This is a genomic window from Xanthobacter sp. 91, from assembly GCF_000702385.1.
Taxonomy (GTDB): Bacteria; Pseudomonadota; Alphaproteobacteria; order Rhizobiales; family Xanthobacteraceae; genus Xanthobacter; species Xanthobacter aminoxidans.
On the sequence record NZ_JNIB01000001.1, the window covers coordinates 1,952,116 to 1,972,938 of the forward strand.

Consider the following 20,823-nt stretch of genomic DNA (forward strand, 5'->3'; position numbering starts at 1 on the left):
GGACGATCACGGTTGTCGCTGCCGGATCTGCGCAAGCTCAGGCCTCCATGGCCGCAAGCGGCCGGGACAAAGCGGGGGAAAGGGGCGTCTCGGCCGGAACGCCGGCAAGGCTGTTCGGGCCGACATCGGTGATGGTGACGGTGAGCAGCTCGCCGATGCCGGCGGGCGGATCGTTCACCACCACGCTCTGGAGATAAGGCGAGCGGCCGATGAGCTGGCCCGGCTGCCGGCCGGGCTTCTCCAGCAGGATATCGAAGGTGCGGCCACGACAGGCGGCGTCGAAGGCCGTCTTTGAGGCTTCGAGCAGGCGATGCAGCTCCGCGAGGCGCTCGGCCATCACCTCCTCCGGCACCTGTCCCTCGTGCTCGGCGGCGGGGGTGCCGGGGCGCGCGCTGTACTTGAAGGAATAGGCACTGGCGAAGCCGACCTCGCGCACCAGATCGAGCGTGTCCTCGAAGTCGCGATCCGTCTCGCCGGGGAAGCCGACGATGAAGTCGGAGGAGAGGGCGAGGTCCGGCCGCGCGGTGCGCATCTTCTCGATGAGCGAGAGGAACAGCTCGCGGCCGTGCTTGCGGTTCATGGCCGCGAGGATGCGGTCGGAGCCGGACTGCACCGGCAGGTGCAGATAGGGCATCAGCTGCGGCAGGTCGCGGTGGGCGGCGATGAGGTCGTCGCCCATGTCGCGCGGATGGGAGGTGGTGTAGCGCAGGCGCGCCAGCCCTTCCATCTCAGCGAGGCGCTCCATCAGCCGGGCGAGGCTCCAGACCTTCCCGTCCGGCCCCTCGCCGTGGAAGGCGTTGACGTTCTGGCCGATGAGGGTGATCTCGCGCACGCCCTGGTCGAGGAGGCGGGCGGCCTCGTCGAGGATCTTCGTGACCGGGCGGGAGACTTCGGCGCCGCGGGTGTAGGGCACCACGCAGAAGGTGCAGAACTTGTCGCAGCCCTCCTGCACCGTCACGAACGCCGCCGGACCGCGCGAGCGCGTGGCGGCGCGGGTGGGCGCGGGCAGGTGATCGAACTTGTCGTCTGCGGGAAATTCGGTGTCCACCACCCGCTTGCCGGTCTTCGCCTCGGCGAGCAGCTCGGGCAGGCGGTGGTAGCTCTGGGGGCCGACCACCACGTCCACCACCGGCGCGCGACGCATGATCTCGGCGCCCTCGGCCTGGGCGACGCAGCCGGCGACGGCGATCATGGTGTCGGAGCCGGCTTCCTGCTTCTGCTTCCGAAGGCGCCCGAGCTCGGAATAGACCTTCTCGGCGGCCTTCTCGCGGATATGGCAGGTGTTGAGGATCACAAGGTCGGCCTCGGCCGGGTCCTGCGTCTCCACATATCCCTCGCGTGCCAGCGTGTCCGCCATACGATGGGAATCGTAGACGTTCATCTGGCAGCCGAAGGACTTCACATAAAGCTTGCGGGGCTCGTGCATGTCGCCTGTTCTGTCGCCGTCGATCTTCGCGTGTGGGCGCGACGCGATCGTGACGCCAGCTCTTGTCGCCCCCTTGATGGTTCCGTGAGGCTTTGATCCTACCGGCAAACCCGGCGGATGGAAATGGGCGGCGGGTCTTAGTCGGCTGATGCGGCTGCCCTCCACTCGGCGAGGACCGCGGGATCGGTCTCCACAGGTACCCGTCGGGTGGCCTGCCGCGTGACCGCTGCGGCATCCGAAAGCCGCCCCAACGCCCACACCGCAGCACCTCTGACCAGAGCGGATTCATCCGCCAGCCGCGCTTCCACCAGCGGCAGGAGCGCGGCATCTCCCGAATTGCCGATGGCGATCAGCACGTTGCGCACGAAGCGGTCGCGGCCGATCCGTTTGATCGGGCTTTTGGGGAAGCGGGCGCGGAAGGCGGCGTCGTCCAGCGCCACCAGCTCCGCCAGCGGCGGGGCGGCGTTCTCCGCGCGGGCGGCGAGCTTCGCCTCCTGGCCCATCTGCGCGAACTTGTTCCAGGGGCAGGCGGCGAGGCAGTCGTCGCAGCCATAGATGCGGTTGCCCATGAGCGGACGCAGCTCGGCCGGGATCGGCCCCTTGTGCTCGATGGTGAGGTAGGAGATGCAGCGCCGCGCATCGATGACGTAGGGCGCGGGAAACGCTGCGGTCGGGCAGGCGTCGAGACAGGCGCGGCAGGAGCCGCAATGGTCTTTCTCCGGCGCGTCGGGCTGGAGCTCCAGCGTGGTGGCGATGGCGCCGAGGAACAACCAGGAGCCGAATTCCCGCGAGACCAGATTGGTGTGCCGCCCCTGCCAGCCCAGCCCGGCTGCGGCGGCGAGCGGCTTCTCCATGAGCGGCGCGGTATCCACGAACACCTTCACGTCGGCGATGATGCCGCGCCGGCCGGCCTCCGCCAGCAGCGCGCGGGCGACGCGCTTGAGCTTCGGCTTGATGATGTCGTGATAGTCCTCGGCCCGCGCATAGACCGAGATGGCGCCGGCGCTCTTTTGCGCGAGCACCGTGCGGGGGTCTTCGGCGGGGCCGTAATTGAGGCCGAGCAGGATGACGCTGCGCATGTCCGGCCATAGCGTCAGGGGATCGGCGCGGCGGTCCAGCGTCTCGGCCATCCAGCCCATGTCGCCGTATGCGCCGTCCGCGACCCAGGCACGGAGCTTCTCTCCGGCGGGCCGGGCGGCCTCGGGCCGGGCGATGCCCACGGCATCGAAACCTTCCTCACGGGCGAGGCGGCGGACGATCTCCTCCAGGCCGCCCGCGGCGGTCAGAAATCGAGGTCCGCGTAGGTCTTGGAGGGGGGCATCCCCGGGATGCTCTCGGTGAGCAGGGCGCGGAAGGTCGGGCGCGACTTGATCCGCGCGTACCAATCCCTCGCGTGCTCGTCCTCGTCCCACGGTACATCGCCCAGATAGTCGGCCACCGAGAGATGCGCGGCGGCGGCAAGGTCGGCCTGGCTCAGCTTCTCGCCGGCGAGCCATTTGCGCGCCTTGGCCAGCCAGCCGATGTATTTCAGATGATAGCGCAGATTGGCACGCGCCATCCGCAGCGAGGTGGCATCCGGCGAACCGCCGCCCTGCTCGCGCGTCATGTAGCGCTTGTGGATGCGCTCGCGCACCAGCGGCTCGGTCGATTCGACATACATCTTCTCGTTGAACCACTGGGTCAGCCGGCGCACCTCCACGCGGCCGGCCGGGTCCTCCGGAAGAAGCCGGTGGGTGCCGAGGGCGAGGCCCCGGGTCTCATCGAGATATTCGGCGATGATGAAGGCACCCGGCACCGAAGCTGCCATCTCCTCCACGATCACCGGCGTCTCCCCCGACGGATTGAGCGCGAGGAAACCCGGCCGTCGCTCCCACACGCGCTCCTCCACCAGCTCCGGCTCCAGGCCGTACTCGGCGAGCAGCAGGCGGACGAATCGGGAATGTGGGCAGAAGGGATGATGATGCAGGTACATGGGCCGATTTCGCCGGGGGTCGAAGGGAGGGGGCGAGGCACCCGGCGTGTCCTATGATTAGAAGCCGAACCTTTCCGATTGGTTCCTCCCTGCTGCAGCGCGGGCCGACGCCCTGTCGCTGTCGCATTTCGCATTTCGATCATGGTAAGCGGATCGTTAACGACGCGGGGAAGGCAGCAATCCCTTGCCCTGAGGTTATTTGCCGGGCTGTTGCGACGCGGCCACAGCTTGGCCTGAAAAGCGCCGGCGGCCTCAGCCCTCCCCTTCCGTTGCGGCGCACCACGTTGCACCCGCGAAGGCAAGCGGAGAGGATGGCGCCCGTCTTGTTCCCGCCTCCCGGATTTTCTCACCCATGACTCTCGGCGACATGCTCGAAGCGCTCGTTCTCGGCCTGCTGGAAGGGCTGACGGAATTCATCCCCGTCTCTTCCACCGCCCACATCCTGCTGGCCGGGCATTTCCTCGGCTTCGAGAGCAATGGCCACACTTTCGAGGTGCTGATCCAGCTCGGCGCGGTGCTTGCCATCCTCACCGTCTATTTCCAGCGCTTCCTGCGCGTCGCCCAGCAGCTGCCCACAAATCCGGGGGCGCGGCGCTTCGTCATCGGCGTCCTCATCGCCTTCCTGCCTGCGGCCGTGATCGGCGCGGCGGCGCACGGCTTCATCAAGAGCGTGCTGTTCGAGACGCCGGTGCTGATCTGCGGCACGCTGATCTTCGGCGGCATCATCCTCCTGTTCATCGACAAGGTGGTGCCGGCGCCGCGCTACAACAACGCCATGGGCCTGCCCTGGCACATCGCGCTCATCATCGGCTTCTTCCAGTGCCTCGCCATGATCCCGGGCATGTCGCGCTCCGGCTCGACCATCGTCGGCGCCATGCTGATGGGCGTGGACAAGCGGGCGGCGGCGGAATTCTCGTTCTTCCTCGCCTTGCCCACCATGTTCGGCGCGTTCGCCTACGACCTCTACAAGAACCGCGGCAACCTCTCGATGGACGATGGCCTGCTCATCGTCATCGGCTTCGTGGCGGCGTTCTGCGCGGCGGTGGTGGTGGTGAAGTCGCTGCTCGATTTCGTGTCCAAGCACGGCTATGCGCCATTCGGCTGGTGGCGCATCGCGGTGGGCATCGCCGGCCTCATCGGCCTCGCGCTGGTCGGATGAGGCGGCCTCAGAAGTCGGTGGCGATGCCGCCGACTTCCCAGTCGCCGTAACGCACGGGCTCCGGGCCGTCGCGGCCGTTGATCTCCTTCGGCCGGTCCTTCTGCGCGGCGTCGATGGCCGCACGACGGGCCTCGGCCTCCGCCAGCGCGCGCTTGGCGGCCTCGCTCAGGGGCTTGCGCGGCTCCGTCTTGTCCTCGTCCATGGTCCCGTCTCCAAACACGGTGCGAGGCATCCTTCCGGTTGAGGATCGGCCTACCTCACCCGTTCGCAACCTTGCACCCACCGCGGAAAGCATGCTAGCAGCGCCGCGCTTTCCGGTCGTGCCCGCGGGGCCGACCCAACACCCCACGGATGGAGATGCGCATGGCCTCGCAGAATGGCGGCCCCAACCCGAATGCGGCGCCGTCGCTGAATGTGCTCGCGCAATATATCAAGGATTTCTCCTTCGAGAATCCCAATGCGCCGCGCTCCCTCGCCGCTCCTCCGAGCCAGCCCGACGTCAACATCCAGATCCACGTCAACGCCAAGCCGGGCGGCAATGGCGAGTTTGAGGTCGAGCTGAAGATCGACGGCGGCGCCAGCATTGAAGGCAACACCCTGTTCGCCTTCGAGCTGGTCTATGCCGGCGTGTTCCGCATCCTTAACATTCCGGAGCAGAGCCTGCAGCCGGTGGTGCTCATCGAGTGCCCGCGCCTGCTCTTCCCGTTCGCCCGCCAGATCATTGCCGACGCGGTGCGCAACGGCGGCTTCCCGCCCCTGATGATCGATCCGGTCGACTTCGCCGCGCTCTACCAGCAGCGTCTGCAGGCGGAAGCCGAGCGTCTCCAGGCCGGCCAGGCCTGAGCCTCGCCCTGACCTGATCTTCGACGGAGCCCGCCGCCGCAGCGCCAGACGCCTGCGGCGGCGGGCTTTTTCGTGCGGTCCTTTTCCTTTTGCCCGCGCCCGTCATTGTGGCAGGCTCCGCCGCGCCGGAGCGGCGCCAGTGGTGGCGCCGCGGGGGCGCGGGAGGCATTCCGGGCGCGGCGATGCGATCCATCCGTTTCAAGCTGGCCGCGCTGGCGGGCGCCACGGCGATTCTCGCGGTGCTTGCGGGCTTCAGCGTGCTCATCGCCCTGCGCGCCGTGGACGGGGCGCTGGAGGCGGCGGTGTCGGCCCAGCAGCGGCTCGATGTGCTGACCGAGATTTCCGCCCGCCTCTCCGAGTACGGCCTGGCCGCCATTGCCGCCACCGAAAGCCCCACCGCGGGCGCCGGCCGGCTTGAGGATGCGCGTTCGCGCGTTTCGGCCCTGCTCGAAGCTTCGACCGTGAAGGCGGTCCAGGCGGCGCCCGACGCGTCGAGCGGCCTCAGGCCGCAGGAACGCCTGCTGGCCCGTCTCAGGGCGGATTTCATCTCCCTCGACCGGCAGATCACCGCTGCGACCCGTGATCCGGATACCGTTCGCCGGGGCGACCGGGTGCGCGGCTCCCTCAACGCTTTCGCCGCCTCGGCCGGGCCGACGCTCTCCCTGCTGGTGGAAAGCGAGCGCCGCGGCGTCACGGCTGCGCGGGAGGAAGCGGTGGCGCTGGCGGACCGGCTGCGGATCGGCGCGGTGGCCATTGCGCTGGCCGTGTTCGCCGCGGCGCTGGTGCTGTATCGCGCGCTGGCCCAGCCGCTGCTCGGCCGGCTGAAGGAGATCGACCGCGCGGCCGCCGCCATCGGCCGCGGCGATCTCTCCGCCCGCCTCGCCATCGGCCAGCGGGACGAATTGGGCGTGCTGATGGCCCGCTTCAACCGCATGGCCGCCCTCCTGGCGCGCCGCGAGCGAAAGGTGGCGCAGGACCGGGCGGGACTGGAGAAGACGGTGGCGGACCGCACCGCGGACCTTACCGAGGCAAACGCCCGTCTTGGCGCCATCGATGCATCCCGGCGCCGCTTCTTCACCGATGTAAGCCACGAATTGCGCACGCCGCTCACCGTCATCATCGGCGAATGCGACGTGACCCAGCGGGCGCCGGCCATCCCGGAGTCGCTGAGCCGCGCGGTGCTCACCACCATCCGCAAGCGCGCCGGCATGCTTCACCGCCGGGTGGAGGATCTGCTGCGGGTTGCCCGTTCCGAGAGCGGCGAGATCGAGCTGGTGTTCCAGGACACCCCCCTCGCGCCCCTTCTTACCGATGCCGTGGCGGGGCTGGAGCCGGTGGCGCGGCGGCAGGGCGTCGCGCTGGTGCTTCACGCACCGGAGCCGGGCCTCGTCGTGCATGCGGATCGCGAATGGCTCCGGCAGGTGGTGGAAGGCCTGATCGACAACGCCCTGCGTCACGGTCGCCCCCTCACCCGCGTCACCGTTTCGGTCGGGCACGGGGCCGATGCGGAGGGGCATGCGGTCGACATCATCAGCATCACGGACGATGGATGCGGCATTCCGCCCGAGGCCCGAGCCCGGTTGTTCGAGCGTTTCGCGCGCGGCGGCCGGCTCGGCGATGCCTCGGGCTTCGGCCTGGGGCTCGCCCTCGCCGATTGGGTGGTGACGCGGCACGGCGGACGTATCACACTGGAGGACGGCGAGGCGGGAGGCACCCGGGTGGTGATCGCATTGCCGCAGGCCGCAGCGGCCGGGGCGAGCGAACCCGCGGCAGAGCCCGGCCCCGCGATCTGACCGGCACCCAACGCCGGCATTTCCGACAGGCCCTGCGGGCCGCGCACGCGGTCCGGGACAGCCCGAACGGGCACAGGAGGAACCATGAACATCCTGGTGGTGGAAGACGACAGCGACATCGGCGCCATGCTGAGCCGCGGCCTCTCCGCCGAGGGGTTCGACGTGACCGTCGTGGGACGGGCCGACGAGGCCCTCGAGACGGCGCGCCAGTACAATCCCTGCGCCGTGGTGCTCGACATGATGCTGCCGGACGGCTCCGGCATCGACGTGTGCCGGGCGCTGCGCGGCGCCGGCCATTCCGGCCCCATCCTGTTCCTCAGCGCCAAGGACGAGGTGCACGATCGCGCGGAAGGCCTCGGCGCAGGGGCGGACGACTACATCGTCAAGCCGTTCGTCTTCGGCGAGCTGGTGGCGCGGCTGCGCACCCATCTCCTGCATCGCCTCGGCGAAAGCCATTCCGACCGCGTCATGGCGGGGCGGCTGGTGCTCGACCCCTCCACCCGCACCGCGAAGTTCGGTGAAGTTCATGTGCGGCTCACCGAGCGCGAAGCCGATCTCCTGGCCCTGCTCATGGCCAGCCCGAATCGTCCCATCGCCCGGGGCGAGATCTTCGACCGGCTCTGGGCCAGCCAGGGCGGCGCCTCGCTCAACGTGGTGGACGTCTATGTGGGCTACCTGCGCACCAAGCTCGCGCCGGTGGGGCGCGCCGGCGGCCCCCAGGTGGCGACCGTGCGGGGGCGCGGCTTCATGCTCGACCTCTCCGCACCGTCAGCTCATTGATGAGCTCTAGAAGTATTGCAATGCAGCAAAAGATTTCACTTGCGGGAACCGATTCGGCTGCCAATATTTGACTCCGTTGTAGCGAAAAACCTCGTTACTTCAATTTCTTATGATCTTCTTATGAAGGTCGTGAGAGAACTCAGGAGGAAAGCATCATGCGCTGGAACAAGCCCCAGGTTTGCGAAGTCTGCGTCGGCATGGAAGTCACCGCTTACCTGCCGGCCGATTTCTGATCGACGGAGGTCGGGAGCCGCGAACGATTGGCAGGAGCGTCCGTCGCGTCATGCAGGTGATCGTTCTCGGTTCAGCGGCCGGCGGCGGCGTTCCCCAGTGGAACTGCCGCTGTCCGGTGTGCCAACTGGCTTGGAAGGGTGATCCACGGGTCACGCCCCGAACCCAGTCGAGCATCGCCGTCTCGGAGGACGGCGCCTCGTGGGTGCTCCTCAACGCTTCGCCCGATCTTCGGGCCCAGATCGCCGCGACCCGGTCACTTCAGCCCCGGGTGGATGGCCGCGACAGCCCCATTCGCGCCGTCGTCCTCACCAATGGTGACGTGGACCACATAGCCGGTTTGCTGACGCTGCGGGAGCAGCAGGCGTTCGAGGTGTACGGCACGGCCGACACGCTCGCGCTGATCGAACAGAATCAGGTCTTCGACGTGGTTTCCAAGGCGCTGGTGCGCCGGGAGCCGGTTTCGTTCGAAGTCCCGTTCTCGCCGGTTCCGGGGCTGACCATGGAATTCTTCACCGTGCCCGGCAAGGTGCCGCTCTGGCGCGAGGATGCCTCCCTCGTCATCGGCGAGGAGTCCGGCTCAACGGTGGGCGTGACGATCACCTCGGCCGGCAGCCGCCTCGTCTACGTGCCCGGCTGCGCCGCCGTGACGGACGCGCTGCGTCAGCGCATCTCCGGCGCCGACCTGCTGTTCTTCGACGGCACGCTCTATCGCGACGACGAGATGATCGCGGCCGGGATCGGCACCAAGACGGGCGCCCGCATGGGGCACCTGTCCATGTCCGGCGCGGACGGCACGGTGGCGCTGCTCGCCGACCTGCCTGTGGCGCGCCGGGTGTTCATCCATATCAACAACACCAATCCCGCGCTGATCGATGGCTCCGAGGAGCACCGCGCCGTGGAAGCGGCTGGCTGGACGGTCGCCCGGGACGGAATGGAGTTCTCCCTATGAGCGCGCAAGCCGCCGTCCGGGTGCTGGCCGAGGCCGCCGATCTTCCCACCGATTTCCCTGCCCTCCCCTCGCCGCAGGAGCCCCTATCGCCCGAAGGGCTGGAGGCCGCGCTGCGCGCGGTGGGCGCGACGCGCTATCACAACCTGCATCCCTTCCATAAGCTGCTGCATTCCGGCCGGCTGAACCGGGATCAGGTGCGCGCCTGGGCGCTCAACCGCTACTGCTACCAGTCCGCCATCCCCCGCAAGGATGCGGCCTTGATGGCCCGCTGCGACGACCGCGAGCTGCGCCGGGAATGGCTGCACCGCATCACCGATCATGACGGCTTCGGCGAGGATACGGGCGGCATCGAGCGCTGGCTGGTACTCACCGACGGCCTCGGCCTCGACCGGGCTTACGTGGTCTCTAGGGAAGGGGCGTTGCCCGCCACCAAATTCGCGGTGGAGGCCTATGTGCGCTTCGTCGCCGAGAACACGCTGCTGGAGGCGGTGGCTTCTTCCCTCACCGAGCTGTTCGCGCCGGGCATCCATGCCGAGCGCATCTCCGGCATGCTGGAGCACTACGACTTCATCAACGAGAAAGTCGTCGCCTATTTCCGCCGCCGCCTCGATCAGGCGCCGAAGGATGCCGATTTCGCCCTCGACTATGTGAAGCAGCACGCCCGCACGGCCGCCGAGCAGCGCGCCGTCATCCGCGCCCTCACCTTCAAGACCGAGGTGCTGTGGGCGCAGCTCGACGCGCTCTATCTCGCCTATGTGGCGCCGGGCTGGCCCGCGCCGGGTGCTTGGCGACCGGGCGTCGCCATCGTCGGGGAATGAGATGCGCGCCGAGGAAACCGACGTCCCGCGCCTGCCGCGGGGCGTGAAGCTCAAATACGATCAGGTGCGCGCCCGCCATGTGCTGCTGGCGCCGGAGCGGGCGTTCGACATCGACGAGACCGCCGCCGCCGTGCTGGAACTGGTGGACGGAAAGCGCACCTGCGCCGAGATCGTGGACGCCCTCGCCGCCCGTTACGACGAGAAGCGCGAGGTCATCGCCGATGACGTCAAGGATATGATCGGCGGCCTGATCGCGCGCCGGGTGATCGAGACATGAGCGAAACCGTGGCCGAGATGGAGACGAGGCAGCCCCCGCAGCCCGTGGCGGCGCCTCCGGTCGGCCATCCCATCGGCATCCTCGCCGAGCTGACCCATCGCTGCCCGCTCCGCTGCCCCTATTGCTCGAATCCGCTGGAGCTGGAGCGCCGCGAGGCGGAGCTCGACACCGCCACCTGGAAGCGGGTGCTGAGCGAGTCCGCCGCGCTGGGCATCCTCCACGTCCATCTCTCCGGCGGCGAACCGACCGCCCGGCCGGACCTCGTGGAGTTGACCGCCCATTGCGCCGCCGAGGGGCTCTACACCAATCTCATCACCTCCGGCATCGGCCGCGCCTCCGGCATGATCGACGCGCTGTCGGAGGCCGGGCTCGATCACGTCCAGCTCTCCGTGCAGGGCGCGAGTGCCGAGACCGGGGATCGCATCGGCGGCTACAAGGGCGGCCATGCGGCGAAGCTGGAATTTGCCCGGAAGGTCACGGACCTCGGCCTCCCGCTGACGCTCAATGCCGTCATCCATCGCGGCAACATCCATGAGGTGGAGGACATCATCGCCCTCGCCGTGGCGCTGAAGGCGCGCCGGCTGGAGGTGGCGCACACCCAGTATTACGGCTGGGCCTATGTGAACCGCGCCGCGCTCATGCCCGCCCGTCCTGACGTGGATCGCTCGGTGGCGCTGGTGGAGGAGGCGCGCCGGCGCCTTGAGGGCATTCTCGTCATCGACATGGTGATCCCGGACTATTACGCCCGCTATCCCAAGCCCTGCTCGGGCGGCTGGGGGCGGCGCACGCTGAATGTCACCCCCACGGGCCGGGTGCTGCCCTGCCATGCGGCGGAAAGCATCCCGAACCTCGAATTCTGGTCCGTGCGCGACCGGGCGCTGGGCGACATCTGGCGGTCTTCGCCGGCGTTCAATGCCTTCCGCGGCACCGACTGGATGCGCGAACCCTGCCGCAGCTGCGACCGGCGCGAGATGGATTTCGGCGGCTGCCGCTGCCAGGCCATGGCGCTGGCTGGCGACGCGGCGGCGACCGACCCGGCCTGCTCGCTCTCGCCCTTCCATGCCCGTGTCGAGGCGCTGGCGACGGAGGAGGCCGCGGCGGTCGCGCCGGACTACATTTATCGCACCATCGGCGGAGCGCCCGGGAAGGTGTCCGAAGGAGCCGCATCGTGAGCCTGCGTCACGCGTTGGGCCTCTGGCTCGTCCTCATGGCCGCCCTGTTCTCGGGCGGTGCCCTCGTCATGCCCCAGGCGGCGAGCGCGGCCGAGGCGCCGGCCGCATCCCAGTCCGCTACCCCGGATGCGGCGACGCTGTTGTTCGAGGCCCCGCAGCTGGCCAACACCAAGGCGGGCCAGACGCTTACATACAAATATTCCCGCAAAGTGGCCGATCCGGAACTCGGCGCGAGCTTTGAGGATCGCGTGGTGCTGATGATCGCGGCGAGCGCCAGCAGCAGCGGCGATGCCCGCGACGTCAGGGTCGATTTCTTCACGCCCGAGCGCCATCACGCCGCCGGCCCTTTCGAGGGCGTGACCACCAATCCCATGCTGCTCCTGTTCCTGGAGAACCACCTCGGGGACCTTGCCGGCCGGCTCAAGGGCAATCCGCGCTATTTCAAGACCGCCATCCGCACCGCCTTGCGCGACGCCGCCACCGTGACGGCGGCTGATCTCACCGTCGGCGGCCAGACGGTGAAGGGCTGGCGCGTCACGGTGACGCCGTTCAAGGGCGATCCCAATGCGGTGCGGATGCGGGGGCTCGATACCCTCGCCTATACGTTCGAGGTGTCGCCGGACGTGCCGGGCCAGATCGTGCGCATGGACATCAAGGCCGACGCGCCAGGGGGCACCCTGTGGGAGGAGAGCATCGCCTATGATCCGACGAGCCATTGAGGCCGGCGCCCTGCTGCTCGCCCTCGGCGGGGCTGCGGCTGCGGCGACTGCCAGCGACAACGATTACCCCACCTCCGCCCGCGTCGATTACGTGTTCGGCTGCATGGCGGCCAACGGCCAGACCCGGGAGGCCATGGCCCGGTGTTCCTGCTCGGTGGACACCCTCGCCTCCATCCTGCCGTACGATCACTATGTCGCGGCCGAGACGATCCTTTCCATGCGGCAGGGCGTGGGCCAGGCGGCCAATATCTTCCGCAACACGCCCCAATATGACGACACGATTGCAGAACTGCGCCGGGCGCAGGCAGAAGCAGAAATCACCTGCTTCAAGTAGAGCGATTTCGCGTCGCACAAATCATTCTCGCAGGCGCCGCACATGTGACGGGTTTTCGGCCCCGCTTCACTGTGTTAGCTTCCTCGCCAAGAACAGACGCATGGCGCACGGATTTTTCCGAAGCGCACTGCAACGACAAGCGGGCAACCGCCGCGGCGTCTTGATTGGGTCCGTCAATCCCCAAGGCAAAGCCATGGCCAGTTACCGCTTGAGTTCCGTTCTCTCTCCACTTGTCCCACGTTCTGGAGCCGGCTTCGCGCCGCCGCGCGCCCTTTGTCTGCCGGCCTTGCCGCGCGGCCTCTCTTCCGCGCAGGGGTGAGCCTCATGTCATCGGGTGAAACGACCGAAGCCGGTGCTCCCCGCATCGTGCGAGACGTGGTGTGTGGCTTCTGCGGCCTCGGCTGCGACGACATCGAGGTGGCCGTCGCCGGCCGCGTGGTGACACCGCGCAAGGCCTGCGCCGATGCCGCCCGCCTGCTGGCGCGTGGCGATGCGCCTCCGCCCTCTCCCCGCGTCAATGGCGCGCCGGCCAGCCTCGCCGAGGCGGCCTCCGCCGCGGCCGCCCATCTGAAGGCGGCGCGGTCCTCCGTATTCTCCGGCCTCGGCGCCGATCTCGAAGGGCTGCGACGGCTCTACGATATCGCCATGGTGGCGGGGGCGAGCATCGACCATTCCGCGTCCGGCGGGCTGTTCGCCAATCTCGACCGCCTCGCCCGCCGCGGCTGGATCGCCGCGACCCTGGCCGAGGTGCGCAACCGCTGCGACCTGCTGGTGGTGTTCGGCGACGACCCTACCGCGAGCTTCCACCGCCTGTTCGAGCGCATCATGCCGGTGCGTACGGGGGAGGGCGGCGACGCCGCCCCCCTGTTCGCGCCCTCCGGCCGGCGTGTGGTGATGATCGGCGCGCCATTCTCCGACGCTTCGCGCAAGGTCCTCGCCGGCCACGAGCTGAGCGAGATCCTGCTGCCGCCCGAACAGGTCGCCACCGCCGCCGCGCTGCTGGCGTCGGCCCTGGCCGGCCGCGACATCGGTGCTGTGGACGTGCTGCCCGGCACGGCCGGTGCCTCGCTGGCGGAGCTTGCCGACCTGCTCCGCGCCGCGCGCTACAGCGTTTTCACCTGGAACGCCGCGACCCTGCCGCAGGCGGATGCGGCCGCCGTCGCCGGTTCGGCCTCGGAGGCCGTGGACCTGTTGTCGCCGACCACCCGCGCCGCGGTGTTGCCGCTGGGCGGCCGCGACAACGTCACCGGCGCGCACCAGCTCGCGCTCTGGCGCTTCGGCTATCCCCTGCGCACGGCGATCGGTGCCGGAACCGCACGCCATGCGCCCGATCTCTACGCCACGGCCGCGGCCCTGAAGGACGGCGACCTGCTGCTCCATGCCAGTGCCTTCCGGCCTGATCCACCGCCCGAATTCAGCGCCGGTCCGGTGATCGTCCTCGCCCATCCCGACACGTCGTTTGCCCGCGAGCCGGACGTGTTCATCCCCGTCGGAACGCCCGGCGTCGATCATCCGGGGCATGTCTTCCGCATGGATTCCGTCGTCTGCCTGCCGCTCCAGGGCCTGCGCCCGACCGAGCTTCCGAGCCTCGCCGAGGCGGCCTCCGCCATCCTCGCCAATCTCGGGAGGGGCGCATGAGAAAGCGCGTCACCGGCGGGCGGGTATTCGATCCCGCCAACGGCATCATCGATCAGGTCCGCGACGTTGTGCTTGAGGATGGGCGCATCATCGCCGATCCGGGGCCGGGCGGCAGCGAGGAGGTGGTGAACGCCTCCGGCTGCATCGTGCTCGCCGGCGGCATCGACCTGCACAGCCACATCGCCGGCGGCAAGGTGAATCTCGGCCGTCTCCTCATGAACGAGGACCGGGCGCTGTTCCCCGAGCCGTTCGGCGATTTCTGCGGCTGCGGTGGCGGACGCGCGGCGCCGACCACCCACGCCACCGGCTGTCGCTATTCGCAGATGGGCTACACGGCGGTGTTCGAGCCGGCGGTCGTGGGCGCCAATGCCCGCCATGCGCATCTCGAGATGGCGGACATCCCGAACATCGACACCGGCGGCTTCTTGGTGCTGGGCAACGACGACTTCCTGCTGCGCCTGATCGCCATGGGCGAAGGCCAGCAGGCGATCAATGACTACGTGGCCTGGATGCTCAAGGCGACCCAGAGCTGCGCCATCAAGATTGTGAACCCGGGTGGCATCAACGCCTTCAAGTTCAACGGCCGAAATCTCGATCTGGACGAGGCCGGCCCGTTCTACGAGCTGACGCCCCGCCGCATCCTCAACACGCTGCAGCGGGCGGTGACGGAGCTGGGTGTGCCCCACCCGATCCATCTGCACGGCTGCAACCTCGGCATTCCCGGCAATGTGAAGACCACGCTCGCCACCATGGGCGCGACGGAGGGCTTCCCCCTCCATCTCACCCACATCCAGTTCCATTCCTATGGAACCGAGGGCGACCGGCACTTCTCCTCCGGCGCGGCCGAGATCGCGGAGGCGGTGAACGCCATGCCGCACATCTCGGTGGACGTGGGCCAGATCATGTTCGGCCAGACCGTGACCGCCTCGGCCGACCTCATGTCCCAGTACCGCAACCACTCCATCGCCGATCCCAAGAAGTGGATCGGCATGGATATCGAGATGGACGCGGCCTGCGGCGTGGTGCCGTTCAACTATCGCGACACCTCCTTCGTGAACGCGCTGCAATGGGCGATCGGGCTGGAGCTGTTCCTGCTCATCGAGGACCCGTGGCGGGTGTACCTCACCACCGATCATCCCAACGGCGGCCCCTTCACCTCCTATCCGCACCTCATCCGCCTGTTGATGGACAAGCCCTTCCGGGACCATCACTTGCGCCAGATTCACAAGGCGGCGCGGTCCCATACCCGGCTCGAAAGCATCTCCCGTGAATACACGCTGGAGGAGATCGCCGTCGTCACCCGCGCCGCGCCGGCCCGCACCCTCGGCCTCAAGGATCGCGGCCACCTCGGCCCCGGCGCGCGGGCGGACGTGGTGCTCTATGAGGATCAGCCGGACCGGGAAGCCATGTTCGCCCACCCGCGCATCGTGATGAAGGACGGCGAGGTGGTGGTGGTGAACGGCGAGATCGTCGCCCTCACCGAGGGGCGCACCTATGCGGTGCATCCCCCCTCCGACCCCTTGATGGACAAGAGGCTGGAGCGCTGGTTCGACGAGGCGGTGGGCCTGAAATCCAGCCATTACCAGATCGCCGACGGGGAGATCCGTGGCGGCCAAGGCCCTGAAATCGTGGAGCTGAAGCCGTGAGCGCACCAGCCCCCCTTCTCATCAACGGCGTCGAAATCCGCGACAGCTTCGCCGAAGCGTTTCCCATGGCGGGAACGCGCCTCATCATCACCGCCGATACGTCGCGCTGGGCGCACACCGCTGCGGCGAGCCTCACCGGGTTTGCCACCTCGGTGATCGGCTGTGGTTGTGAGGCGGCTATCGAACGCGAGATGCCGGCCGAAGAGACCCCGGATGGCCGGCCTGGCTATGCTGTGCTCATCTTCGCCATGTCCCTGAAGGACCTGAAAAAGATCGTACCGCTCCGGGCCGGGCAATGCGTGCTCACCTCGCCCACCTCGGCGCTCTATGCCGGTCTGGAAGGCGGCGCCGCGGTGCCGCTCGGTAAGGCGCTGCGCTATTTCGGCGACGGCCACCAGATGTCGAAAAACCTCGGCGGCAGCAGGATCTGGCGCATTCCCGTGATGGAAGGCGAGTTCGTCTGCGACGAGATCGTCGGCTCCACGACGGCAGCGGTGGGCGGCGGCAATTTCCTGATCCTCGCCCGCTCGCGCCCGGCGGCGCTGGCGGCGGCGGAGGCGGCGGTCGCGGCCATGGGGCAGGTGCGCGGGGCCATCATGCCCTTCCCGGGCGGGGTGGTGCGTTCGGGGTCCAAGGTCGGCTCCAAATATGCCGGCCTGATCGCCTCCTCCAATGACGCCTATTGCCCGACGCTGCGGGGCATCGCCAAGACTGCTTTGCCGGCTGAAGTCGAGAGCGTGCTGGAAATCGTCATCGACGGACTCAGTGAGGGCGAGGTGGCGGAGAGCATGCGCGCGGGCATCACGGCGGTGTGCGGCCTTGGCGCCGCGGGCGGCGTGGTGGCGGTGGATGCCGGCAATTACGGCGGCAACCTCGGGCCCTTCCATTTCAAGTTGCATCAACTGATGGCGCAGGAGGCGGGACGATGAGTGGCTTCCGCCTGACATTGAAGGCCCCGCTCACCGCGCGGGTTGATGCATCAAGCCTTCTGCCCGCTGCCTTTGCAGGGGCGAGCGCAGCCGAGGTCGCCGCGCGCACGGTTCCCTTCGGCACGGGCGTCGCTCTGGTCGGTGACCTGTTTGAAGTCGCCGCCAGCGAAGGCGATGCGCTGGTTCTTTCCGGCGACCCCCGGCTCGACTATGTGGGCGCGGGCCTTGCCGACGGTGAGATCCGCGTGGAGGGCAGCGTCGGCGCGGCCGCCGGGTCGGGCATGAGCGGCGGGAGTCTGGTGATCTCCGGCGATGCCGGTGACGGGCTGGCGGCTGGCCTAACCGGCGGGCGGATCGAGGTTTTCGGCAATGCCGGCAAGAATGTCGGCGGTCCAAGGCCGGGTGAGCGTCAGGGCATGCGGGGCGGGGTCGTCTCCATTGCCGGCCGGGTGGGGGATGGCCTCGGCGCGCGGTTGCGCGGTGGCCTGATCCTGGTTGCTGGCGATGCCGGGGCGGGTGCGGCGGATGGTCTATTAGCCGGCACACTTGCTGTGGCGGGTCGGCTCGGTCCCGGCGCCGGGCGCGGCATGAAGCGCGGCTCCATCCTCGTTTCCTCGGCGCCGGAGGCTCTGGCCCCTGGCTTTGCCGAGGCGGGACCGCAGGATTTCGTGGCCTTGAGGCTACTGGCGCGGCGCGTGCCGGAGCTGGCCGCGCTGTTCGGAGGAGAACTGTCCGGCCGGGCCGTGCGCCTTGTCGGCAACCGGTTGGCCGGCGGGGAAGGCGAAATTCTCGTCCTGAGCTGAGCCGGCGAAATATCAGATCAAGAAACCAGAAGAGGAACGCCCCGATGCGCGCATTGTTCGTTTCCGCTCTCCTCCTCGCCGCCGCCACCGGCTCGGCCTATGCCGATCCGGATGTGGCCAAGGGCGAGACCGTTTTCAAGAAATGCATGGCCTGCCATGCCATTGGTCCGGATGCCAAGGTGAAGGTCGGCCCGCCGCTGAACGGCATCGTCGGTGCCAAGTGGGCGCATTTCGAGGGCTACGCCTATTCCCAGGATATCAAGGACGGCGCCGCTGCCGGCAAGGTCTGGGACGTGGCCACCCTTAACGACTATATCGAGAACCCCAAGCATCTGGCACCGAAGGGGAAAATGGCCTTCGCGGGCGTCAAGAGCGAGTCGGAGCGGGCGGATCTCATTGCCTTCCTCGCCCAGTTCAAGCCCGACGGCAGCAAGTGACGCTATAGCCGGCTAATTGAATGCGAGGCGCGCCACGGCCACGGCCGGGGCGCAGTCGGCCGCGAGGCCCGCGAGGCGGGTGTCGCCGGCGAGCAGCAGTCCGGCATGACGGTAGGGGCGCCCCGTCCGTTGCGCCAGCCGCCCCACCAGAAAGCGGCCCACGCCGGCTCCGATCAGAGGGGCATCGGGCGCGACACCTCCAGCGGATGAGACCTGGGCCAGGGCCATGTGGAGGCGGTGCATCTGCACCTCTGCCGCAGCGGCTGCGAGGGCTTTCGCCTCCTCCATGGTTGAGGGTCCGAGATCGCGCCCCACCATCCGCAAAAGCCGGCGGGCACTGGCGTCGCACGTCTTCTCGCCCCCATCGGCGGCGGGGTGGAGGTCGGCCCCATCGGGCAATTCGCCGGTGAGCCGATGCACGTCGGCCGTGGTGGCGAAATACTCCGCCATGAGGGGCACGAGCCGCCCGCGAAACGGCAGGACCGGCGCCAGCGCCATCACCGGTGTGCGGGCCGCGCCGGTATAGACCAGCTCCCCTGTCTCCAGCCGCGCGGCATCCGAATAGCCGCGAAAGCAAAGTTGCGAGCCGGCAAACGGAATGAGATCGGTGGTGGTCGATCCGATGTCCGCGAGGATGCCATCGCCCGCAATGGCGGCCAGCGCCGCGGCGGTGGCGTGCCAGTTGGCGGAAGCGATGTCGGCGGTATTCAGATGGGCTTCGGAGAGACTGACAAAACCGGCTCTGCCCGCATAAATGCGGGTGTCAGGCCCCAGTAACCCCCCCAGTTCGGTGGCGATATCGATGACGCCAGTTGCCCTGTCAGGCCACAGGTCGACGAGTTCACCCGTCATCGTCACCACGGAGCGACCCGACACGGGGGGCATGGTCGCCATCGCCTCCCGCAGCCGGTCGAGACCCTGCCAGAGGGCACAGGGGGCAAGGTGGATAGATACCAGCGCGCCTTCCGGTCCCAGGACCGCCCGCTTGAGATGGGCGCCGCCCACGTCCCAGCCGATCAGGAGGTCGCTCATGCCAGGGCCAGCTCCACGGGCGCGGGACGAAGGGGCGCCTCGCCGGTCCCTGCCGCGAGGGCGGGGAGGAGGGTGGCGGGGTTGAGGCCCAGCGCCTGCCGGAGGCCGGCATAGGCGGTGGTGAGGCGGGGATTGATCTCCACCACCACCGGTCCCGCCGCGGTCAGGATGATGTCGATGCCGATGAAGCCGTCGAGGCCCGGGCAGGCGGCGACCACCTCCCGCGCCAGGGACGCCAGCCGGCCGTCGTCCGCCTGCGCACCCACGGTCAGGCCGGAGAGGGAGAGGCGGCCGTCGCGCACGGTGATGTGCTGGCGGTTTACGGTGAGGAGGTGCGCCTCGCCCGCCACCGCCAGAACGGTGAGGCTCGCCGCCTCGCCCGCCACATAAGGCTGGATCACCACGCCCTCCGTCGCCTCCGGGGTGGCGGGCACGCCGGGGGGCCAGAGGAAGGCGGCGTCGCAGCCGGCGCCGTCGTCCGGCTTGGTGATTCGGGCGCCGGGAATCTCGGGCGCGTCGGCCAGCGGATAGGTGGGGATGTGCGGCACGCCCGCCAGCGCCAGGCGGCGGGCGGTTTCCAGCTTGCTGGTGGCGATGAGGATGGCCTCGGGGGTGGAGGCCAGCACCGGCTTGCCCGTCGCCGCCAGCATGCGCACGAGATCGGCGAGGATGCCCCCCGTCTCCGGCGCCACCGGCCAGATGAGGTCGGCGTCGTCGGCCAGCGTCCGCCACAGCACCCAGGCGCTGGCGTGGAGCCCCACCGGGATCGCGCCTTCAAGGGAGAGGCGCTCGTCGCAGGTGGTGAGAATCTCGGGCGGCGACGGCAGCGCGGCGAGGTCGGCCAGCATGGCGTCGCGGATCAGCGCCGCCTCGGCCGCGAGGCTCGGCGGCAGCGCCTCGCGGCGCATGCCGCCGCCGGTCACATACTCCAGCACCAGAACGCGCATGTCGGTCTCCGGCGCCGGTCAGGCGCTCACCGTCTCGCCCACGAGGCAGGCGGCCAGCGGCTCGGCCATGTTGCGGCCGGTGGCGTCGAACAAGCCGTGCCACGCCGGCATGGAATTCACCTCCAGCACCTTCAGCCGCCCCTCCGCATCGCGGATGAGATCGACCCCGGCATAGCTGGCGCCCACGGCCGCGGCCGCGCGCACCGCATAATCCGCCAGAAGCCCCTCGGCCGCCACCTCGGCGCCGGTGGCGCCCTGGTGGATGTTGGTGATCCAGCCCTTGGCCCGGCGGGCCATGGCCGCCTCGGCGCGGCTGCCCACCACGAACACGCGGAAATCCTCGTGAACGGCATCCGGCCCGCTCTGGGCCGGCGCCGCCACGAAATCCTGCAGGTAATAGACCCCGCCTACCGCCTCGGGCTCCGGCAGCGCGCCCTTGGGGGGAATGCGCTCCAGTCCCCGACCCTGCGCGCCGAAGAGGGGCTTCAGCACGCTGTCGCCGGGGGCTGAGTCCACCAGCATGCGAGCGGTGGCGGCCTCTTCCAGCACGAGGGTGCGCGGCGTCGGCAGGCCGGCATGGGCGAGCAGGAAGGTGGTGGCGCTCTTGTCCACGCAGCGCTCGATGGCGCGGGCATCGTTCATCACCCGCACCCCCAGCGCGGCCAGCGCGTGCAGCACGCCGAGCCGGTGGGTGATCTGCTCCAGCGTGCCGGCGGGCACCGAGCGCACGAAGCAGGCCTCCGGCAGATCGTCGCCGAATCCGGGCAGCAGCAGGCCGTGCGCCGTCTCGCCCACGGCGAAGCCGCAGGCGCGCAGCGAGACGATGCGGGGTTTCACGCCCCGCGCCTTCAGGGCAGCCACCAGCGAGCGGGTGTGCCAGTCCACCCGCTCGGCAAAGATCACGAAGCCGGCCAC

General features: G+C 69.0%; 22 protein-coding genes. 15 read left to right on the forward strand and 7 right to left on the reverse strand.

The window, feature by feature from the left end; genetic code table 11:
* Positions 1 to 37 precede the first annotated feature (37 nt).
* The 3 genes from miaB to A37E_RS0109315 form a co-directional block, all read right to left on the reverse strand.
* Positions 38 to 1,426: a tRNA (N6-isopentenyl adenosine(37)-C2)-methylthiotransferase MiaB gene (gene miaB / locus A37E_RS0109305; protein ID WP_029556345.1), complete on the reverse strand. Its 1,389-nt coding sequence runs from the start codon at positions 1,424 to 1,426 to the stop codon at positions 38 to 40.
* 137 nt (positions 1,427 to 1,563) lie between these two features.
* On the reverse strand, positions 1,564 to 2,685 hold the full coding sequence (gene queG, locus A37E_RS0109310) for a tRNA epoxyqueuosine(34) reductase QueG (protein ID WP_156026447.1): 1,122 nt from the start codon (positions 2,683 to 2,685) through the stop codon (positions 1,564 to 1,566).
* A gap of 23 nt (positions 2,686 to 2,708) precedes the next feature.
* Positions 2,709 to 3,398 carry a glutathione S-transferase family protein gene (locus tag A37E_RS0109315; RefSeq protein ID WP_024281411.1) on the reverse strand — a complete coding sequence of 230 codons (690 nt, stop codon included), beginning with the start codon at positions 3,396 to 3,398 and terminating at the stop codon, positions 2,709 to 2,711.
* A gap of 352 nt (positions 3,399 to 3,750) precedes the next feature.
* On the opposite strand from A37E_RS0109315, the gene A37E_RS0109320 reads away from it, so the two are divergent.
* Complete coding sequence (locus tag A37E_RS0109320; RefSeq protein WP_024281410.1) at positions 3,751 to 4,557, forward strand: undecaprenyl-diphosphate phosphatase; 807 nt, start codon at positions 3,751 to 3,753, stop codon at positions 4,555 to 4,557.
* 7 nt (positions 4,558 to 4,564) lie between these two features.
* Here A37E_RS0109320 and A37E_RS0109325 read toward each other — a convergent pair whose 3' ends face one another.
* Positions 4,565 to 4,759 (reverse strand): DUF1674 domain-containing protein, encoded by a 195-nt coding sequence (locus A37E_RS0109325; RefSeq protein ID WP_024281409.1) that lies wholly within the window; start codon positions 4,757 to 4,759, stop codon positions 4,565 to 4,567.
* Between the two features lie 161 nt (positions 4,760 to 4,920).
* On the opposite strand from A37E_RS0109325, the gene secB reads away from it, so the two are divergent.
* From secB to A37E_RS0109395, 14 genes are all read left to right on the forward strand, one after another.
* A complete protein-coding gene (secB, locus tag A37E_RS0109330; RefSeq protein ID WP_024281408.1) occupies positions 4,921 to 5,400 on the forward strand; it encodes a protein-export chaperone SecB in 480 nt (159 codons plus the stop codon).
* Positions 5,401 to 5,582: 182 nt separating this feature from the next.
* Positions 5,583 to 7,193: a HAMP domain-containing sensor histidine kinase gene (locus A37E_RS0109335; RefSeq protein WP_051678902.1), complete on the forward strand. Its 1,611-nt coding sequence runs from the start codon at positions 5,583 to 5,585 to the stop codon at positions 7,191 to 7,193.
* An 84-nt stretch (positions 7,194 to 7,277) separates the two neighbouring features.
* The gene (locus A37E_RS0109340; RefSeq protein WP_024281406.1) at positions 7,278 to 7,973 is read left to right on the forward strand and encodes a response regulator transcription factor; all 696 of its coding nucleotides are present in this window, start codon (positions 7,278 to 7,280) and stop codon (positions 7,971 to 7,973) included.
* Between the two features lie 283 nt (positions 7,974 to 8,256).
* Complete coding sequence (pqqB, locus tag A37E_RS0109345; protein WP_029556348.1) at positions 8,257 to 9,156, forward strand: pyrroloquinoline quinone biosynthesis protein PqqB; 900 nt, start codon at positions 8,257 to 8,259, stop codon at positions 9,154 to 9,156.
* The gene (pqqC, locus tag A37E_RS0109350) at positions 9,153 to 9,974 is read left to right on the forward strand and encodes a pyrroloquinoline-quinone synthase PqqC (protein WP_029556349.1); all 822 of its coding nucleotides are present in this window, start codon (positions 9,153 to 9,155) and stop codon (positions 9,972 to 9,974) included. The genes pqqB and pqqC overlap by 4 nt, the downstream gene beginning before the upstream one ends.
* Position 9,975: 1 nt before the next feature.
* Entirely contained in the window at positions 9,976 to 10,251 is a 276-nt protein-coding gene (gene pqqD / locus A37E_RS0109355) for a pyrroloquinoline quinone biosynthesis peptide chaperone PqqD (RefSeq protein ID WP_029556350.1), read from the forward strand.
* Positions 10,252 to 10,268: 17 nt separating this feature from the next.
* Positions 10,269 to 11,423 carry a pyrroloquinoline quinone biosynthesis protein PqqE gene (pqqE, locus tag A37E_RS0109360; protein WP_051679405.1) on the forward strand — a complete coding sequence of 385 codons (1,155 nt, stop codon included), beginning with the start codon at positions 10,269 to 10,271 and terminating at the stop codon, positions 11,421 to 11,423.
* The gene (locus A37E_RS0109365) at positions 11,420 to 12,142 is read left to right on the forward strand and encodes a hypothetical protein (RefSeq protein ID WP_156026273.1); all 723 of its coding nucleotides are present in this window, start codon (positions 11,420 to 11,422) and stop codon (positions 12,140 to 12,142) included. The genes pqqE and A37E_RS0109365 overlap by 4 nt, the downstream gene beginning before the upstream one ends.
* The gene (locus tag A37E_RS0109370; RefSeq protein WP_024281400.1) at positions 12,123 to 12,476 is read left to right on the forward strand and encodes a hypothetical protein; all 354 of its coding nucleotides are present in this window, start codon (positions 12,123 to 12,125) and stop codon (positions 12,474 to 12,476) included. The genes A37E_RS0109365 and A37E_RS0109370 overlap by 20 nt, the downstream gene beginning before the upstream one ends.
* 324 nt (positions 12,477 to 12,800) lie before the next feature.
* Positions 12,801 to 14,114, forward strand: a complete 1,314-nt coding sequence (locus tag A37E_RS0109375; protein ID WP_051678904.1) for a hypothetical protein — start codon at positions 12,801 to 12,803, stop codon at positions 14,112 to 14,114.
* Complete coding sequence (locus A37E_RS0109380; RefSeq protein ID WP_029556354.1) at positions 14,111 to 15,760, forward strand: formylmethanofuran dehydrogenase subunit A; 1,650 nt, start codon at positions 14,111 to 14,113, stop codon at positions 15,758 to 15,760. The genes A37E_RS0109375 and A37E_RS0109380 overlap by 4 nt, the downstream gene beginning before the upstream one ends.
* Positions 15,757 to 16,689: a formylmethanofuran--tetrahydromethanopterin N-formyltransferase gene (gene fhcD / locus A37E_RS0109385; protein ID WP_029556355.1), complete on the forward strand. Its 933-nt coding sequence runs from the start codon at positions 15,757 to 15,759 to the stop codon at positions 16,687 to 16,689. Before A37E_RS0109380 ends, fhcD begins: the two co-directional genes overlap by 4 nt.
* A 17-nt stretch (positions 16,690 to 16,706) precedes the next feature.
* Positions 16,707 to 17,492 carry a formylmethanofuran dehydrogenase subunit C gene (locus tag A37E_RS0109390; RefSeq protein ID WP_245279302.1) on the forward strand — a complete coding sequence of 262 codons (786 nt, stop codon included), beginning with the start codon at positions 16,707 to 16,709 and terminating at the stop codon, positions 17,490 to 17,492.
* Between the two features lie 44 nt (positions 17,493 to 17,536).
* A complete protein-coding gene (locus A37E_RS0109395) occupies positions 17,537 to 17,929 on the forward strand; it encodes a cytochrome c family protein (protein ID WP_029556357.1) in 393 nt (130 codons plus the stop codon).
* A 12-nt stretch (positions 17,930 to 17,941) separates the two neighbouring features.
* Here A37E_RS0109395 and A37E_RS0109400 read toward each other — a convergent pair whose 3' ends face one another.
* From A37E_RS0109400 to A37E_RS0109410, 3 genes are read right to left on the reverse strand one after another with little or no spacing between them, the layout of a single operon-like run.
* On the reverse strand, positions 17,942 to 18,961 hold the full coding sequence (locus A37E_RS0109400; RefSeq protein WP_029556358.1) for a hydantoinase/oxoprolinase family protein: 1,020 nt from the start codon (positions 18,959 to 18,961) through the stop codon (positions 17,942 to 17,944).
* Entirely contained in the window at positions 18,958 to 19,908 is a 951-nt protein-coding gene (locus tag A37E_RS0109405) for an ATP-grasp domain-containing protein (RefSeq protein ID WP_029556359.1), read from the reverse strand. Before A37E_RS0109405 ends, A37E_RS0109400 begins: the two co-directional genes overlap by 4 nt.
* An 18-nt stretch (positions 19,909 to 19,926) precedes the next feature.
* The gene (locus A37E_RS0109410; RefSeq protein ID WP_029556360.1) at positions 19,927 to 20,823 is read right to left on the reverse strand and encodes a RimK family alpha-L-glutamate ligase; all 897 of its coding nucleotides are present in this window, start codon (positions 20,821 to 20,823) and stop codon (positions 19,927 to 19,929) included.